Source organism: Streptomyces lonarensis, assembly GCF_012033735.1.
GTDB lineage: Bacteria > Actinomycetota > Actinomycetes > Streptomycetales > Streptomycetaceae > Streptomyces > Streptomyces lonarensis.
On record NZ_JAAVJD010000119.1, the window covers coordinates 1 to 16,838 of the forward strand.

Below are 16,838 nucleotides of genomic sequence, written 5' to 3' on the forward strand. Positions count from 1 at the left end.
GGCGGCCCTGACGTCGGGGGAATCGTCAGGGCCGCCGGGGTTCGGGGGCGCCGATCGCAGCGCGAACGCGGCGGTCGGGCTGAAGCCGCCCGGTGGTCCCCCGCCACCGGCGGAGCCGGCGGCATGCCGGGCAGGGGATCACAGGCAGGCCGGGTTGGGCGCGGTGGCGGGGTTCCGCCCGCCGGGGCGGGCGGAACCGCGGCGTCAGATGCTGATGCCGTTGCCGCGGAGCCAGGACAGCGGGTCGACGGCGCTGCCGCCGCCCGGCCGCACCTCCAGGTGGAGGTGGGGGCCCGAGGAGTTGCCGGTCGAGCCGACGTTGCCGAGCAGGTCGCCGGTGGTGACCTGCTGGCCCGCGACCACCGACATGGACGACATGTGGCTGTAGGACAGCTCGGTGCCGTTGTCCAGCTTGACGATGACCTGGTAGCCGTAGCTGCCGGCCCACGCCGCCTGGGTGACGGTTCCGCTGTGGATGTTCTTGATCGGGGTGCCGCTGGGCGCCTGGAAGTCGAGGCCGGTGTGGTAGCCGGAGGACCACATGCCGCCGGACTGGCCGTAGTAGGCGGAGAGGGTGTAGCCGGAGAGGGGGGCGGTGAAGCTGGCCCGCAGCTTGGCGAGGCGCTCTTCCTCCTCCTTCTTCTTCCGCTCCTCTTCCTCCTTGCGCTTGCGCTCCTCCTCGGCGCGCTTGCGCTCCTGCTCCTCCAGCCGCTCCTCCTCGGCGTAGGCCGCGGCGTCGGAGGAGGCACTGGCGATGGCGGCGTTGATGACGGCGTCGCGCTGCTCGGCCTCGGCGAGGGCGTCCTGGTTCTCGGCCTGGCGCAGGATGCGGGAGCGCAGGGCGTCGCCCGGCTCGCCGTCCACGGATTCGCCGGCGGCAAGGACGTCGCTGCTGCTGCCGATCATGAGACCGGCGGAGGTCAGCGGCGCCGCGGTGATCATGGTGGTGGTGTTCTTGTCGGCGTCGCCGCCGAAGAAGCCGCCGATCTTGTCCGGCACGGACTTGACCTTGTCGCCGGCTCCGGCGAGCCCGGGCGGGTCCTCGTGGGCGGTGGCCATGCCGCCGGCGCCCACGGCGGCGATGACGCCGACGCCGAGCACCGCGCGGCTGCGCGCCATGGTGCCGCCGCGCTGGCGGGCGCGGCGGCGGCCGCGGGCCGGGGCGACGGTCGCCGCGCTGGGGTTCCACTCGGTGAAGGTCTCGCCCTCGACGCGCTCGGGGCCCCACTCGGTGTCGTACTCAGGACCGAAGTAGGCCGGCACGGAGGTGTCGATGAGGCCGGTGGTCGCGGTCTCGTCGGCGGGCTCGGTGAGGAGCGCGGTGCCGCCCTGCTCGGCGGTCGCGGTGCCCGCGGTCTCGCCGTGGGGAGCGCCGTAGGCGGCGGTGGCGCCGAAGACGTCGTCGTCCCAGGAGGTCTGCGCGAGGGGCGAGACGGCCTCGTCGGTCGCGGAGCGCGCGTCGCCGTCGAAGGAGGAGGAGTCGGAGAAGCCGTGGTCGGCCCAGGACGCGTCCGCGGCGTAGCCGTTGTCGGTGGCGGCGGAGCCGGTGTACGACGAGTCGCCGTAGGAGTAGGCGTCGTACGGGGCGTCGGCCCCGTGGGTCGCGTACCCGGTGGGGTCGCCGTAGGAGGCGGGCTGCGGCGTCTCGCCGTAACCGCCCGTCACGTGGTGGTCGGCCCGGCCGCCGTCGCCGAGGGCGCCGCCCTGGTGGTCCCCGTACGCGTGGTCCGCATGGCCGGGGGTGGCGTAGGCGTCGCCGCCGAAGTCGCCGTACTGCGGGGCGTGGGAGTCGGAGCCGTTGCCGGCCCCGTAGTAGCCGCCTGCGTAGGTGTGCTGCGAGCCGTAGGGCTCGTAGGTGTCGCCGGAACCGAGGAGGTCCCCACCGGCGGCATGCCGATCTGACGCCACGTGGGCGTTCTCCTTTCCTTCCTTCGCCGACCGGGTTAGCTGACGGGTTCGGAGCAGGAAGGTCTCCTACGGTCCACCGGCGGACCGGTGGGCCGATTCACCCCATTGAGAAGTGGTTCCCCGGCTCCCCGAGCACCGCTCGACTGCGGCGACGCCTGGGGATTGAGCGACAGAGCACGGCGCCGACACTTGCATCGGCGGTGACGACCGCGCTGCGTTATGAAACGTTAATAGAGGGCAGGCGTGTATTCCAAGTGCCTCCGACGAATCAACCTGGTTCATCAGTCACGCTTTTCGGGAGGAACTTCCATAAATGGGGCAGCGTCGCCATGCCCCCGGAGACCGGATCGATACCGTCGTCACCCCAATTGTTATGCGTAACGCCGCCGTCGCGTGACTCAGCGTCATCAGAAGTGAACGTCCGCACCGTGCGGAGCTGTACGGCCGGGCGCGACCCGGCGCACGTCGGACCGGGTGCGGCCGCACCGGGTGCGCACCCAGCGACGCTCCGCCGTCAACTCGCAGCGTGGCCACGGCCGGTCCGATAGGTGTGATCTACGTCGTACTCGGCCCGCACATCGCCGCAAAAGGGGCAACGGGCCACCTCAGGAGGCCGGAAGGACGGCTCGTGCGGTGTCGCCGGGCGGCACAACCGCCGTGACCGGCCGGCCGGGCGCCGCCGCCCGCACCGCCATCAACGCCAGGTCGTCGTGGCCCAGGCCGCCGTGGCGGGTCACGTCGGCGATGAGCCAGTCGAGCACCTCGTCGGGGTCGCGGGTGGGGCAGCCCAGCAGCCGCGTCTCCGGGTCGTAGAAGCGCCCCTGCGCGTCGCGCGCCTCGCTCAGCCCGTCGGTGTACAGGACCAGCACCGCGCCGGGAGGCAGCAGCAGCCGCGCCGGTTCGGCCCGCCCTCCGCCGAGGGCGAGCAGGCCGAAGGGCAGCGCGGGCTCGGCGGGCGTGAGCGCGCGCACGCCGCCGTCGGGCAGGAGCAGCAGCGGGGGCGGGTGCCCCTGGTTCATGACGCGCACCTCGCTGACGGGCAGGTCGTCGAGGGAGGGGTCGCCGTGCGGCAGGCCGGGATCGGGCCGCCACCCCCGGGAGACGGCGGACGACACGCCGCCCGGCGCGGGACCACCGCCCTGCCCGGCGCGCGGTGCGACCGCGCCGGGGTCCGGGCGGGGCGCGGCGGCCGGTCGTGCCGTGGCGCCCGGCGGCCGTGCCGAACCGGGCGGGAGGTGCGCCCCAGGGGTACCCTGCGGCGCACCCGGGGCGGTCACCGTCACGGCTCCGGCTCCGGCTCCGGTGTCGATACCGGCGCTGGTGCCGGAGCCGGTGCCGGCGTCGGTGCCGGCGTCGGTGCCGGTGTCGATACCGGCGCTGGTGCCGGAGCCGGTGCCGGCGTCGGTGCCGGCGTCGGTGCCGGTGTCGATACCGGCGCTGGTGCCGGAGCCGGTGCCGGTGCCGGCGCCGGTGCCGGTGCCGGGCAGGTCCCCGGGGTGGAACTCCAGCAGCACCCCGGTCACGAAGCTCTCGTCCTCTCCCAGCCGGAGCCGCCCGGCGCGGAGTCGGGCGGCGCGGCGCAGCGCGGAGTCCACCCGGGCGGAGACGTCGCCCAGCGAGGTCTCGTACTCGGCGGCTTCCCGGAAGGCGCCCAGGACGACCGCGACCGAGTCGGTGGCCTCCAGCCCCTTGCCCCGCACGTCCCCGAGGATCAGCCGCACCCCGTGCGGCGTCTGCACGGCACCGTAGAGGTCGCCGCCGATCAGCGCCTCCCGGTCGGCGGTGCGGTAGCGGGTGGCGAGCCGGACGCCGTCGATGGCGGGCGGTGGGTCGGGCACCATGGCGCGCTGCACCGCCGCGGCGACCTCCCGGGCCGTGAGGACCTGCCGGGTGCGGCGCCCGACCAGTTGGTTGATGCCGACGGCCATCGCACTGACCGTCGCAACGGTCAGCACCTGGAAGACCGCCTCCAAAGAAGTCGAGGGGTCGATCCAGATGTGCATGATCGTCGCCATGGCCACTGCGGCACAGGCGGTGATGACGGTGGCGCGAAGGCCCTGGACGGCTGCGGCGACCAGAGGAGCTGCCGCCAGGAACGGGGCGAACGTGACGCGTGGCGGCGTGGCGAGGGTGAGCAGGAACGCGCCCACCAGCAGAAGGGTGGGCAGCGCGGCGGCCGCCCTGCGGAGCCCGGGGGCGCGCACTGCTCTCAGTGTCCGGTGGATCGCCACGTACCCAATGTGCCGCGCGGATCGATCTTGCCGGCCTGCCATTCGGCGTGGGCCAGCACGCTGTACTGGTTCCAGCCGTGCGCGCGGCAGATGGCGGCGGTGTACCGCGCGATCGCCTCCAGCTGGGCTGCCGGCCAGGGGTCCTTGCCGTCGCCGAGGTTGATCGCCTCGATGCCGTAGAAGCGGGAGTTGCCGTCCTGGCTGGCGGCGCGGGGCGCTGGGAGGCTCTTCTCCTCGCGGATCACCGCCGCCAGCACGTCGGGGTCGCCGTTGCCCGCGTGGTTGGCGCGGCCGTGACCGACGAGGTGCATGCGGCCCGCCTTGTCCGCCACCGCGTGGCAGAGCGGTCCGGGGAGCCCGCTGTAGCCGTCCCGGCAGATGCGGACGGAGGCGTCGGTGCCGGAGGTGACGGTGTGGTGGATCATCACGCCGTTCACGGGGCCCCAGCCGGTGCCGCGGGTGCCGCGGTTGTGGGTGCGCCAGGAGCCGACCTCGACGACGTCGACGCCTTCGGCTCGGAGGGCGGTGATCAGGTTGGCCGGTGTGAGGGGGGTGGCCATCGGAACCTCCATGGGGTCCGGTCTCGTGCGTCGCGGCGGCTGGCCGCGACGGGTGCTGGGCGCCCGGGGTGCCGGGCGTCGGAAGTGTCTGATGTGGGGGGACATCGAATCGTTCGGGGCGGAACGCCGGCCTGTTCCGGTCGGCGCCGAACCCCGCTGCGTGGTACGTGCGTTCGGTACTCGCCTCGGTGTCGTTCGCTCAGTGGTACGGGCGGACCAACGTAGCCGCAGCGTCGGCCGATCGGTACGACCGGCGGCGTGTGTCATCCCAAGGTGTGCCCGCACCACCGCAGTTGGCCGGAAGTGTGTTCCCCCGAGCCTCGGGTGTTCGATCTGCGCCCCCGGGCGCGTACCGGCGTGCGCCCGGCACCGTCGGCGGGGCGCTCCCCTGCAGGTCGGAGCGGCGGAACTCCGGTGGGAGCACCCGCCCGCAGTGTGCCCGCCGGGTGCCGCCGACCGGACCCTCGCGCGGTGTCGGCGGGACATCGGCGGTCCGTCCCGGGCCGGTTCGAACACGGATGTTCGGCCGCGGTGTGCGCGCCGCGGTGCGTGGGGTCGCGCGGGGAACCGACGCCTTTCCGGCGTCCGGCTCGCTCGCGGCAGCGAGGCCGGGCAGGCGGGCAGGCGGGCGGGCGGACGGGCGGGCGGGCGGACGGGCGACGCATGACGGCCGACACTCGGCCGTCGGGGGCGAGGGCACCGGAGCGCGGCGACGGGTCAGGGGGCGGTGATCACCACGGAGGCGGTGTCGCTGGAGCGGGAGGCGGTGATCTCCGCGCCGCCGATCACCGTGCTGTCCCGGGTGGTCTCCGCCGTGCTGCCGAGCGCGGCGAAGGCGTCGGTGATCCACACCTCCGCCGCCCGCCGTTCGACCCCCTCGACCCCGGCGGCCGTCACGCAGTCGGCAAGGAACTCCCACTGGCCGGCCGGGAAGTCGGGCACCTCGGCGGCGGTGCAGTTGATCCGGGTCGCGCGGCCCTCCGCGTCGGTGACCGCCTCGGCCGAGAGCAGCAGGCCGCCCTCTCCCTCGCGGGTGTCGGTCTGCCAGCGGAGCCGTCCATCGCCCTCGTCCGTGCCGAGTTCGACGCCGGATTCCGTCCAGGTGACGCCGTGCACGCCGGCGAGGTGCTCGGCCCAGTCGGCGATGTCGACCCCGGCCAGCGCTGCGATGACCTCGGGCAGTCCGCCCCCCGGCGCCGTGCCCGAGCCGCCCTCCCCGCCGTCCTCTCCTCCGGCGTCGTCGTCCGGCCCGGGGCCTCCCGGGTCCTCGGCGGTCTGAGCGGGGTCGGGGGTGCCACCGCCGACGGAGTCCGAGGTGTCGGCGTTCTCGGCGGAGCACCCGGCGAGGGCGAGCAGCAGCAGTGCGGTGGGGAGTGCGGCCCGATGAGGGCGAGTTGTGAGTGTCATGCCCGCAGACTGCCCCACCGGCCGGGCCGTTGCGCGTCGCCCGGGGCGGCGGTCCCCGGGCGCTGTGGTGCACTTCGCCGCGCGTGGTGCGGCGTGCGGTGGCGCGGCGCCCGGCACGCGCCGGGAGCGCCTCCCCCTCCGGGGCGGCTATCGACCCGGTCGGCGCGCGGGGCAGCGGCCGCAGGCCGAGCTGTAGTTGAGTGGTCCGGAACGCGCGCCGGGCCGGTTGCGCGGCGCCCCGCGGGACATCCCTAACGTGGCGAAGTGTCGCTTCTCCCGGAAACCGACACAGAATTCAGAGGTTGACATGAGGTGGTTCCGTGCCGTTATGTCGCTCTTGGAGGAAGGCGCAACGTACCCGCAACTGCGCGCTTCCCCGACCTGGGCATAGCCTCAGCAGCGGACCCCCGTGACGCGCAGCTGGAGCCAGCCGACGATGCCGACCGTTCCGCCGTCCCGCCCTTCCGCAGCCCGACCTGCGGGGCACCGCCACCGCACGCCACCGCACGCCGGTGGGCCGCGGGTGCCGGACGCGGGGTGCGGCCGAGCGCTCCGGGCGTCCCACACCCCGTCTACTCCGACCCTGAGGTATCGCCCATGACCCAGGAGCCAAACCCCCGATTCGCCGACACGTTCGCGCGGCGCCCGACCGTGGGCCGCCGAGGCCTGCTCCCCGGCAAGCGGGTCTACACCACGACCGCATGGAGCGTCGCCGTGGCCGCTCTCGTGGCCGCCACGGCCTACGGCGCGTCCGCGGTCATCCCTGGCGACTCCGACACGGAGACGCTCGTCGCCCCGGTCTCGTCGACCAAGGCCCCCTCCGTGCCCGAGAAGCCGGCGCCGAGCGTCGTCGCCGACGACGAGGAGGAGGACGCGAGCGAGGCCGAGGAGGACCTGACCGACGTCATCCAGGCGCCACCGCCGCCCGCCCCGGTCGTCGAGCAGGAGGAGACCGAGGAGGAGGAAGAAGAGGAAGAGGAGCAGGAAGAGGAGCAGGAAGAAGAGGGGCAGGAGGAGGAGAAGAAGGAGCCGGAGGCGGCCAAGGCACCGGCCAAGACCGGCACCGTCGCCAACAACGCCCTCGCCGCCCTCGACGACGGCGGTACCTACCGGCTGCGTGCCGGCACCGGCTCCAACCTCTGCCTGGACGTCGCCTGGAGCGTCACCAGCTCCGGCGCCGACCTGCACCAGTGGAACTGCAACGACTCCACCGCCCAGCAGTTCACGCTGCGCAAGGACGGCGCTGACGGCGTCTACAACCTGCAGGCCATGGGCAACTGCCTCGACGTCAACGGCAGTTCCCAGTCGCCGGGCGCCAAGGTCCACCAGTGGAACTGCAACGGCACCGACGCGCAGCGCTGGCGCATGGAGAGCGTGGGCGACGGCGTCTACCGACTGCGGTCGGTCGTCAGCGGCCACTGCCTCGACGTGGCGGGCAACTCGTCCGACGTGGGCACCAAGATCCACCAGTGGAACTGCAACGACGCGGGCGCGCAGCGCTGGACGCTGGAGCGTCGCTGAGACACCACCGCAACTGCCGCCGCTGGGCGGCGATGACGACGGCCCGTGGTGCGGGACCCACCCGCCACGGGCCGTCGCACGTCCCGACCCGACCCGCTTTCTGGAGCCGGACACCGCCGGGAGAAGCCGCCGGACGACCGCGGAGCCGCCGCGGCGCCGGGGTCAGTCCCAGCGGTTGAACACGGCGCCACCGAGTGTCCGGGTCTCGTGGAACCGGGCCTCGCGCCGCTCGAACGGCGTCAGCGCGTCCCACCCCGCCTGGTCCAGGCCCAGTCGCAACGTCTCCCTCCCGAGCACGGCGAACCCGGCGTGGGTGAACGCCACCGCCCAGTCCGGCGGCGTCACGAACTCCTCCCGGTGGATCTCCGCCACGTCGTCGACGAAGGCGATCCAGCGCAGGTGGCAGTGGCCCAGCACGGTGTGGTCGCCCTGCCGGTCGGAAATCAGCGCATGGTGGTAGGTCAGCGGGTAGGAACGCTCGTTCATCGCCGTGATGCGGCCCCGCGCGACGCGCGCGGCGTGGTGCAGCGCGGCGCGGAACTCGGCGGCGGGAACCTCGGGGAGCGGCCCCGCCCCGCGTCGGAGGAATCCGGTCGCGCCGTAGGGCAGCAGGCCCGCGGACGGTACGCCCTCGGCGGCCGCCGACTCCTCCCGCACCGCGCTCTCCTCCCGTGCTCGCCCCGTCGCCGACCCCCGCTCCCGGCAGGACCGCGCCGGAGTGAGCAGTGAGTGAGCAGAGGGCCCGGACCGCTTCCCTGAGAAGCGGTCCGGGCCCTCGTGCGTCGCTGAGCTGCGGTTCACCGGTAGGCCGTGTGGGACTCGAACCCACAACCAATGGATTAAAAGTCCACTGCTCTGCCAATTGAGCTAACGGCCCGCTAGAGCAGCATAGCGGCCGTGCCGCCCCGGCGTCGCAGGTGATGCGTGGTCCGACCGGGCGGTCGCGGGAGCGTCCGACCGGCCCGTGCCGGTGGGGGCGGGTATGGGCCGGTGTGCGGCGGGCGCTGTCCTCGCGGGCGGCACGAGGGCATGATCGACAGCGGTGGTGTGCCGGTCGCCGCGGCGGCCGGCGCACCACTGCGCCCGAGTGTGCCGCCGCGGACGGCGGCGCCCCCGCCGAACGTCGAAGGGTCGTTTCCGATGACACTGCTCACCGACCACCGCACCGGACCGCACGGAGGCGTCCGATGACCCCGGGCGGGGCCGATGACGCGCCGGTGCTGCGCCACGTCGAGGGCGAAGCGGGCTTCCTCACCCTCAATCGGCCCCGAGCGCTGAACTCGCTCAACCACACCATGGTGCTTGCCGTGGAGGAGGCACTGGTCACCTGGGAACGCGACCCGTCGGTGCGGACCGTGGTGCTGACCGGGAGCGGCGACCGCGGGCTGTGCGCGGGCGGCGACGTCCGGGCCGTCTACGACGACATCCGCACCTCGGGCGAGTCGGCGGCCGCCGACGCCTCCGAGCGGTTCTGGCACGACGAGTACCGGATGAACGCCCGCATCGCGCGGTTCCCGAAGCCGTACGTCGCGGTGATGGACGGGCTGGTGCTGGGCGGGGGCGTCGGCGTCTCCGCGCACGGTTCGGTGCGTGTGGTGACGGAACGGTCGCTGGTCGGGATGCCGGAGACGACGATCGGCTTCGTGCCGGACGTCGGGGGCAGTTACCTTCTCTCCCGTGCCCCGGGCGAACTCGGTACGCACCTGGCCCTGACGGCCGGCCCGGTCGGCCCGGGCGACGCCCTGCTGTGCGGCCTGGCCGACCACTTCGTGCCGTCCGAGTCGCTTCCCGAGCTGTTGACCGCGGTGGCGACCGAACCGGCGGAGGAGGTGGTGGCTCGGCTCGCGACCACCGCGCCGCCCGCCCCGCTGGCGGAGGCGCGGGCGTGGATCGACCACTGCTACGCCGCCGACGGTGTGGAGGAGATCCTGCGCCGGCTGCGGGCGGCGGGGGTGCCGGAGGCGGACGCGGCGGCCGACGTCATCGCCGTCAAGTCGCCGACGGCGTTGAAGGTGACGCTGGCCGCGCTGCGCAGGGCCCGCGAACTCCCGTCGCTGGACGATGTGTTGCGCCAGGAGTACCGGGTCTCCTGCGCCATGCTCGCCGTCCCCGACTTCGTGGAGGGGGTGCGCGCGCAGCTGGTGGACAAGGACCGCAACCCGACGTGGTCGCCGGCGACGCCGGAGGAGGTCACCGAGGAGGACGTCGAACGCTGCTTCGCACCGCGCCCCGGCCGGGAGTTGGAGCTGCCGTGGGAGGCGGACGGCACGAGCTGAGCGGCTGTGGCGCGCCGACCGGGTTGAGCGGCACGGGCGGCCCCGGGTGCCGTCGTGGCGAACCGGCATCACGGCGGGCGTCCGGCTCGCGGCGGCGCCCGCCGGACGGTGGTCCGGCGGGCGCCGTGGTGCGGGGGTGCCCCGCCTGCTCCGCCGGTGTTCCCGTCCCGCGCCCGTGACGGGCGAAGGGCGCGGCGGCGGGCCGAGGAGCGGCTGCGGGGCGGTGGGCCGTCGGGATCAGTAATCGGTCCAGACGAACTCGACGTCGTCGCCGTTCTCCACGAGGAACTGGCAGCCGCCCACCGGGGTGGCCTGGCCGTTCACCGAGATGAGCCAGAAGTCGGAGTCGGTCTGCACGACACCGTCGATCTCGGTGACGAGGTAGTCCTCGAAGGAGGTGTACCAGATGCCGTCCCAGTCCAGGCCGGAGTCGTTGAGGGCGGTGGTCGGGGTGGCGCCGGCGGTCGGGTTGGCGCCGAAGTTGGTGCCGTCGCAGAGCTGCGCGGTCTCGGTCAGCGGGGTGACGACGCCGCCGTCGGTGGTGACCTGGTCGTCGAAGAGGACGGAGGTCGGCCCGGTCACGGTGAGGTTCACGGTGACGGGAGCCGCCTGCAGCGAGGGGGCCGCGGCGGCGGTGGAGACGGCGGCTCCGGCGGTGAGGCCGAGCACGGCGAGCGAGACGGTCACTCTGCGGGTCAGGGTGCGTGTCATGGGGGTGACTCCTCCGTAGGTGGTGGCGTTGTCGACGGTGGTGCTCGGTGGTGCGTCGTGCTCGGTGGTGCGGTGGTGCGGCGGGCGCCCCGGACGGTGGTACGACGGGGTGGAGCGGTCCGGGGCGCCCGCGATCAGGGGCGGCGCCGCGTCACGGCGCCGCGAGCAGGCAGCGCGTCGGCCGGGTGGCTCAGACCGCGGTCGCGCGGCGACGGCGCAGGGTCACCGCGTAGGCGACGCCGCCGGCGGCCAGCAGGCCGACCGCTGCGGCCATGAGCGGCACCACGTTGCTGCCGGTGTTGGCGAGGCCGCCGTCGACGGTGTGGTCGTTGCCGTAGCCGCCGGTCGCGACGTCGCCGCCCGCGTAGCTGGTGCCGGTGTCGCCGGTGTCGCCGGTGGTGCCGTCGGAACCCTCGGTGGTGGCGCCGTCGATACCGCCGTCGGTGCCGGTGTCGCCGGTGTCGCCGGTGGTGCCGGTGGTGCCGTCGGAACCGTCCGTGGTGGTGCCGTCGGTGCCGGTGTCGCCGGTGGTCCCGTCGGAACCGTCGGTGGTGGCCCCGTCGGTGCCGCCGTCCGCACCGTCCGTGCCGCCGTCGGTGCCCGTGCCGCCGTCGGTACCGGTACCGCCGTCGGTGCCACCGTCGGTGCCGGTGCCGCCGTCACTGCCGCCGGGGCCGCCCGCCGGGCCGCACTCGATGGTGTACGCCGCGTCGGCCGCCGTGCCGCGGTCCAGCTCGTACAGGGCCTTGCCGGCCAGCGCCGGGATGACCTGGGCGGTGGCGCGCAGCGTCATGCCGTCCACGGAGGCGTCGTCGTAGCCGACGGCACCGCGGTGCGAGGAGTCGGCGGCGTCGCAGCCGACCTGGAGGGAGAGGAGGTAGTCCACGCCCCGCTTCGCCTCGGCGTCGCGGTCGCCGGCGGCCAGCGCCTGCACCGCCAGCGCGGTGGAGTTGGAGTTGGCGCCGACGTTGGCGGCGCCGTTGTAGGAGAAGCCGCCGCTGTCCTGCTGCTTGCTCGCGAGCCAGTCCAGCCCCTTGGCCGCCGCGCCGGTCTCACCGGCGGCGAGGAGCGCCTGGACGGCCATGCCGGTGGAGTCGGGGTCGGCGTTGCAGCGGTCGGGGTTGCGCGCCAGGGAGAGCGGGAAGCCGCCGTCGGCGCACTGGGTGGAGGCGATGAAGTCGACCGCGGAGGCGGGGATGTCGCCGGTCTCGTGGAAGGCGAGGACGGCGAGCGACTGGCTGAACTGGTTGGACATGTCCATGCGGCCGAGGTCGCTGACCCGGCCGCTCTCCTGGAGCCGGTCGTTCAGCAGCCCGATCAGGTCCAGCCCGCCGAAGTCGGTGGCGTCGCGGCCCTGGATGCCGGCGACCAGGGCCAGCTTGGCGGTGCCGCCGGCGTTGATGTTGTCGGAGCCTCCGCGGTGCGCGTAGTCGGCCGCGTTGGCCTCCAGCCAGTCGGTGGCGCGGTCGGCGGTGGCGCCGCTGGTGCCGGTGGATATGAGGCCCATGATGATGTCGGAGTTCAGGCCGTGGTCACCGCGGTAGTTGCCGTTCTCGTCCAGCTGCGAGGCGGCCCAGGTCGCGGCGGCCTTCGAGGGGTGGGTGAACACCTCCTGTGCGGCGGTCGGTTCGGCGTGGGCGGCGGTGGGCGCCATCAGCGCCGCGGTGAGGATCGCGCCGGGCAGCAGGGCCGCGCGCCGCAGGGTGGTTCTCATGGTCGTCGTGCTCCTTGGGGTTCGGCAGCGGCGAAGCTGACGGGCGTGTCGAAGGCGGCGCGCCGGGCGGCGCGCCTGAGAGTCGCCAGTACGGCGGGGCCGAGCACCGCGATCGCGATGATGTTGGTGATCGCCCTGCCGGTGTCCCAGCCGAAGGCCGAGGTGGCGAGCGTGTACAGGAAGAAGGTGTGGAGGTTGGAGACCGGACCGGCCTCGGGATCGAACGACAACTGGGTGCCGTCGCCGATGGCGAACGGCCAGAACCAGAGGTTCATCACGAAGCCGAAGACGTAGGCGGAGGCCGCCCCGTAGGCGGCGAGCATGGCGATCTCCGCCCGGCCGGTGGGGCGGCGCGGCAGCAGGCCGGCGCCGAGTCCGACCCAGGCGGCGGCCATCATCTGGAACGGTAGCCAGGGCCCGACGCCGGCGGTGAGCAGCGCGGAGGCGAACAGCGAGGTCGCCCCGAGAGCGAAGCCGAAGCCGGGGCCGAAGACCCGGCCGGCCAGGATCAGCAGGAAGAAGACCGTCTCGATGCCGGCCGTCCCGGCGCCGAGCGGCCGCAGCGCGGCGTTCAACGCCGCCAGCACTCCCAGCAGGGCGAGGGTCTTGGGGTCCAGGCCGCCCTCGGTCAACTCCGCGAGGACGACGGCGAGGATCACGGGCAGCAGCACCACGAAGAGCAGCGGTGCCTGCGCGGCGTGGGCGACGCCCTGCGGCTGCGGTGGGACCAGCAGCGGCCAGCAGAACATCGCCAGGCCGAGCAGGCTCGCCACCAGCAGCGTCATGGCGGCGCGGGGTCCGACGCGGAGCGCGGTGACCCGGGAGCGGGCGGCGGCCGCCCGCTTCGCCGGCGGGGTCGGCGTCCGGCGCGGGCCGGCGGTCACCGGGTCGGTGGCCACCGGGTCGGCGGCGCGGGGCTCGTCCGGTCCGTCGGGCCCCGTCGGTCCGGGCGCGCCGTCCGGTCCGCTCGGGGCGTCCGGTCCGGCCGGGTCGGGGTGCGGCGGGGTGGCGGCGGGCGGGGTGGCGCCGGGTGGAGTGGCGGCGGTCATCGGGGCGCCCCCTCGTAGGGGAGGGCGGCCGCCGGTTCCGCACCGGCGTGCGCGAGCGCCCGGGCGACCTGATCGGGGGTGAGCCACGGCAGCGGGCTCAGCACCTTGGCGACCTGCGGGGCGAACGCGGGTGAGGAGCAGACCACGTCGGGGGTGGCGCCGTCGGCGACGATCTCGCCGTCCGCCATCACCACCACCCGGTCGGCCACGGCGGCGACGAACTCCACGTCGTGCGTGGCGATCACCACCGACCGGCCGTCGGCGGCGAGGCGCCGCACGATGGCGCCGAAGCGGCGCTTGGCGGCGTAGTCCAAACCACGCGTCGGTTCGTCGAGGAGCATCACCCGTGGTGCGGCGGTGAGCTGGATGGCGAGGACCAGCGCGAGTTGCTGCCCCTCGGAGAGGTCCCTCGGATGGGAGGCGCCGTCGATGCCGGGTGCGAGCTCGTCCAGCAGCGCGCGGCAACTCCCCTTCGCAACGGCCGACTCGGCGTCCGCCTGCGCGCACTCCTCGTCCACCGTCTGGAGGTACAGCAGGTCGGCGGCGGTCTGCGGCACCAGCCCGACCAGGGCGCGGGCCTCGGCGGCCGGCAGGTCGCCGGGGTCTCCCCCGGCCGACTCGACCGTGCCGGAGCGGCGCGGTCCGGAGCCCTGGACCGCCCACAGCAGGGAGGACTTGCCGGAGCCGTTGCGGCCCATGAGAGCCACCACCTCACCGGCGGCCAGCCGCAGGTCGACGCGGCGCACCGCGACCGTCGAGCCGTAGGTGACGGTGATCGACCGCGCGGTGAGCAGCGGCTCGCCGAGCGGCGTGCGCTGCGAGCCCCCGGCGTCAGCCGTGCCGGCCCCGGGCCCGGTGTCGGTGTCGGTGTCGGTGTCGACGGGATGGGGCGGGCCCGGAGTGCGGTCGGCGAGTTGCTGCCGCAGTCCGGCGGCCCGGCGGCGGGCGTCGCGGACGGACAGCGGCAGCGGCGACCAGCCGGCCGCCCGGCCCAGCTGCACCACCGGCGGTGCGACCGCGCAGTCCGGCATCAGCTCGGCAGGGGTGCCGTCCCGGACGCTCCCGTCGCCGGGGAGGTGGAGCAGCCGGTCGGCGTACTGCAGGACGCGTTCCATGCGGTGCTCGGCGATCAGCACGGTCACGCCGAGGTCGTGGACCAGGCGCAGCACGGCGGAGAGCACGTCCTCGGCGGCGGTGGGGTCCAGGGCGGAGGTCGGCTCGTCCAGCACCAGCACCGAAGGGTGGGTGGTGAGGACCGAGCCGATCGCCACCCGCTGCTGCTGGCCGCCGGAGAGCGACCGCAGCGCACGGCCGCGCAGATCGGCGATGCCCAGCAGGTCGAGCGTCTCCTCGACGCGCTTTCGCATCACCTCGGGACGGACCGCCAACTGCTCCATGCCGTAGGCGAGTTCCTCCTCGACGTTGTCGGTGACGAACCCGGCGAGCGGGTCCTGGCCGACGCGGCCGACCAGGTGGGCGAACTCCTGGGGCGGGCGGCTCTCCGTGCCGTGCCCCGCCACGGTGACGCGCCCCCGCAGATGACCGCCGGTGAAGCGCGGCACCAGTCCGTTGACCGCGCCCAGCAGCGTCGACTTACCGGTGCCGGTGTGGCCGGCCACCAGGCACAACTCCCCTTCGGGAATGTGCAGATCGACACCTGCGAGCGCCGCCGGGCCGTCCTCCTCGTAGCGGAAACTGACGTCCTCGAAGGTGATCACGGCACGGGCTCCTTCCTGGGTTCGGCGCCGTTCGCGGCGGGGGCGGAGGGGGCGGCGGGCGCTGCGCCGGTGCCGCTCTCTACCCCGCCGGCGCGCGGCACACCGGCCGGCGGGGCCGCGGACCGCGGCGGCTCGGGGGTGAGGAACGCGGGCAGCACCCCCGCGAGGACCGCGAGGACGGGCACGAGCGACAGCTCGGGCCAACTGAGCGGCGAGAGCGAGGGATAGAGGTTGTCCGGGTCGACACCGGCGGTGAGGAACATCAGCGCCGCCGTCGTCACGCCCGCCCCGGCGGTCAGCAGCTCAGCGGGCCGCCACCGGTCGGGTCGGTAGCCGGTGCGGCGCACCCGCCGGCCGCCCACCAGCAAGCCGGCGAGGGCGACCGCGCCACCTCCGAGCAGCAGCGGTGCGCCCAGCAGCGCCGGGGCGGCGGCGTCCAGCACCCCGTACAACCCGCCGCAGACACCGACCAGTCCGACGATGACGAGGACACCGGTGATCAACCTGGTCCGGGGGTCCGCTCCCCCGGTTCTGCCGTACCCGCGGGACGCCATGGCCGCCGCCAGCGCCAGCGACCGGTTCAGCGCGTCCTCCAGGACCGGGATGATGATGCCGCGCAGCGCGCGGCGCCCCTTGCCGCCGGCCCCGCGAAGCCGACGGGCGCGCCGCACCCGCCGCACGCTCTCGACCAGCTGCGGGGCCACGGTCAGCGCGACCACCACGGAGGCACCGACCTCGTAGAGCGCGCCCGGCAGCGCCTTCAGCATCCGCTTGGGATCGGCCAGCGAGTTGGCCGCGCCCACACAGACCACCATCGTGGCCAGGCGCAACCCGTCGTAGAACCCACCGAGCAGTTGCTCCGCCGCCACCTCGCCGAACAGGCGGATTCCGGCGGCGGCTTCGGGGAGCGGGATCTCCGGCAGGGTGAACAGCACCGTGTCGCCCTGACCGCCGCCGAAGACGACGCGGAACGCGACCCGCATCACAATGATGAAGGCGCCCAGGGCGAGGTACATCCGGAAGGACAGCGCCCAGGGCGCGTCGCCCCGGCGTCGGACCACGACGTAGGCGGCGACGGCGAGGATCATCGCCAGCAGCAGCGGGTTGGTGGTACGGCTGGCCGCGACGGCCAGGCCCAGCGCCCACAGCCACCAGGCGCCCGGGTGCAGCGGGCGCGCCAGCGGTGGCCAGGTCAGCTCGGGCCACCCCCGGCCGGGTCTGGCCGGGTTCCGATCGCCGCTCACGGCGTACCGCCCGTCCGGCCGCCGCCCGCGCCGGGGTCGGTGCCGGGGGCAGCGCCGGGGTCGGGCGCGGGTGCGGTGTCGGCGGCGGCGTCGGTCTCCGGTGCCGCGCCGGCCGGTGCCCCGTCGGTGGCGGGGGCCGCGGACGCACCGGCTGCCTCGTCGGCGTCAGCGGCGGCACCGGCTGCGGCACCGGGAACGCCCTTCTGCGCCTGCTCGGCGGTGCTCGACTCGGCCGACTCGGTCCCGGAGGCCGCGGCGCCGCCGGCCGGTTGCTCGGCCGCGCCGTCCTCCGTCGCCGGTGCCTCACCGGCGACCGCGCCGGCAGCGCCATCGGCAGAGACGTCCCCGTCGGCAGCCGCGGCAGCCGCGCCGGATGCGCTGACGGCTCCGGAAGCAGCAGCCGCATCGGTCGTGGCGCCCGTTCCCGCAGCGGCGCTCGGGCCGTCGTCGGCCGGAGCACCGGCGGGCGCGGCGGCGGGGGCCGCGCCCTCCGCAGCGG

Annotated in this window: 12 protein-coding genes, 1 tRNA gene, 1 pseudogene and 1 riboswitch; of the genes and pseudogenes, 2 read left to right on the forward strand and 12 right to left on the reverse strand. The window is 74.7% G+C overall.

From position 1 onward, the window contains the following. Positions 1–204: 204 nt before the first annotated feature. The 4 genes from HCN56_RS27255 to HCN56_RS15500 form a co-directional block, all read right to left on the reverse strand. Complete coding sequence (locus HCN56_RS27255; protein ID WP_312871249.1) at positions 205–1,908, reverse strand: M23 family metallopeptidase; 1,704 nt, start codon at positions 1,906–1,908, stop codon at positions 205–207. Positions 1,909–1,917: 9 nt separating this feature from the next. Then, a riboswitch (cyclic di-AMP (ydaO/yuaA leader) is annotated at positions 1,918–2,087 on the reverse strand. 426 nt (positions 2,088–2,513) lie between these two features. Then, positions 2,514–4,112 (reverse strand): PP2C family protein-serine/threonine phosphatase, encoded by a 1,599-nt coding sequence (locus tag HCN56_RS15490; protein ID WP_209312778.1) that lies wholly within the window; start codon positions 4,110–4,112, stop codon positions 2,514–2,516. A gap of 5 nt (positions 4,113–4,117) precedes the next feature. Further along, complete coding sequence (locus tag HCN56_RS15495; protein ID WP_167971545.1) at positions 4,118–4,699, reverse strand: peptidoglycan recognition protein family protein; 582 nt, start codon at positions 4,697–4,699, stop codon at positions 4,118–4,120. A 717-nt stretch (positions 4,700–5,416) separates the two neighbouring features. Then, positions 5,417–6,106, reverse strand: a complete 690-nt coding sequence (locus HCN56_RS15500; RefSeq protein ID WP_167971547.1) for a hypothetical protein — start codon at positions 6,104–6,106, stop codon at positions 5,417–5,419. Between the two features lie 597 nt (positions 6,107–6,703). Between HCN56_RS15500 and HCN56_RS15505 the strand changes: the two genes are divergently transcribed. Beyond that, positions 6,704–7,627 (forward strand): RICIN domain-containing protein, encoded by a 924-nt coding sequence (locus HCN56_RS15505; RefSeq protein ID WP_167971549.1) that lies wholly within the window; start codon positions 6,704–6,706, stop codon positions 7,625–7,627. Between the two features lie 162 nt (positions 7,628–7,789). Here the strand turns inward: HCN56_RS15505 and HCN56_RS15510 are convergent, their stop codons facing one another. Both HCN56_RS15510 and HCN56_RS15515 read right to left on the reverse strand, forming a co-directional pair. After that, entirely contained in the window at positions 7,790–8,284 is a 495-nt protein-coding gene (locus tag HCN56_RS15510) for a hypothetical protein (RefSeq protein WP_167971550.1), read from the reverse strand. 147 nt (positions 8,285–8,431) lie between these two features. Next, positions 8,432–8,504 (reverse strand) — tRNA-Lys (locus tag HCN56_RS15515). Positions 8,505–8,814: 310 nt separating this feature from the next. Between HCN56_RS15515 and HCN56_RS15520 the strand changes: the two genes are divergently transcribed. After that, a complete protein-coding gene (locus HCN56_RS15520) occupies positions 8,815–9,903 on the forward strand; it encodes an enoyl-CoA hydratase/isomerase family protein (RefSeq protein ID WP_167971552.1) in 1,089 nt (362 codons plus the stop codon). A gap of 237 nt (positions 9,904–10,140) precedes the next feature. On the opposite strand, the gene HCN56_RS15525 is transcribed toward HCN56_RS15520, so the two are convergent. From HCN56_RS15525 to HCN56_RS15550, 6 genes and pseudogenes are all read right to left on the reverse strand, one after another. Next, a complete protein-coding gene (locus HCN56_RS15525; RefSeq protein WP_167971554.1) occupies positions 10,141–10,614 on the reverse strand; it encodes a DUF4430 domain-containing protein in 474 nt (157 codons plus the stop codon). Between the two features lie 190 nt (positions 10,615–10,804). Further along, positions 10,805–12,328, reverse strand: a complete 1,524-nt coding sequence (locus HCN56_RS25825; protein ID WP_209312779.1) for a prenyltransferase/squalene oxidase repeat-containing protein — start codon at positions 12,326–12,328, stop codon at positions 10,805–10,807. After that, positions 12,325–13,377, reverse strand: coding sequence for an ECF transporter S component (locus tag HCN56_RS15535; protein ID WP_376770882.1), 1,053 nt, complete (start codon positions 13,375–13,377; stop codon positions 12,325–12,327). The genes HCN56_RS25825 and HCN56_RS15535 overlap by 4 nt, the downstream gene beginning before the upstream one ends. Continuing rightward, positions 13,374–15,095 carry an ABC transporter ATP-binding protein gene (locus HCN56_RS15540; protein WP_167971556.1) on the reverse strand — a complete coding sequence of 574 codons (1,722 nt, stop codon included), beginning with the start codon at positions 15,093–15,095 and terminating at the stop codon, positions 13,374–13,376. Before HCN56_RS15540 ends, HCN56_RS15535 begins: the two co-directional genes overlap by 4 nt. Further along, the gene (locus HCN56_RS15545; protein ID WP_167971558.1) at positions 15,092–16,339 is read right to left on the reverse strand and encodes a CbiQ family ECF transporter T component; all 1,248 of its coding nucleotides are present in this window, start codon (positions 16,337–16,339) and stop codon (positions 15,092–15,094) included. The genes HCN56_RS15540 and HCN56_RS15545 overlap by 4 nt, the downstream gene beginning before the upstream one ends. After that, positions 16,336–16,838 (reverse strand): annotated as a pseudogene (locus HCN56_RS15550) (hypothetical protein); the annotation flags it as partial. The pseudogene HCN56_RS15550 and the gene HCN56_RS15545, both read right to left, overlap by 4 nt.

What these genes read in the sequence shown, in the direction of transcription:
- HCN56_RS15500 (WP_167971547.1), bottom strand. Translation starts at nt 6,106, where the DNA reads ATGACACTCACAACTCGCCCTCATCGGGCCGCACTCCCCACCGCACTG.
- HCN56_RS15525 (WP_167971554.1), bottom strand. Translation starts at nt 10,614, where the DNA reads ATGACACGCACCCTGACCCGCAGAGTGACCGTCTCGCTCGCCGTGCTC.
- HCN56_RS15495 (WP_167971545.1), bottom strand. Translation starts at nt 4,699, where the DNA reads ATGGCCACCCCCCTCACACCGGCCAACCTGATCACCGCCCTCCGAGCC.
- HCN56_RS15520 (WP_167971552.1), top strand. Translation starts at nt 8,815, where the DNA reads ATGACCCCGGGCGGGGCCGATGACGCGCCGGTGCTGCGCCACGTCGAG.
- HCN56_RS15505 (WP_167971549.1), top strand. Translation starts at nt 6,704, where the DNA reads ATGACCCAGGAGCCAAACCCCCGATTCGCCGACACGTTCGCGCGGCGC.
- HCN56_RS25825 (WP_209312779.1), bottom strand. Translation starts at nt 12,328, where the DNA reads ATGAGAACCACCCTGCGGCGCGCGGCCCTGCTGCCCGGCGCGATCCTC.
- HCN56_RS15535 (WP_376770882.1), bottom strand. Translation starts at nt 13,377, where the DNA reads ATGACCGCCGCCACTCCACCCGGCGCCACCCCGCCCGCCGCCACCCCG.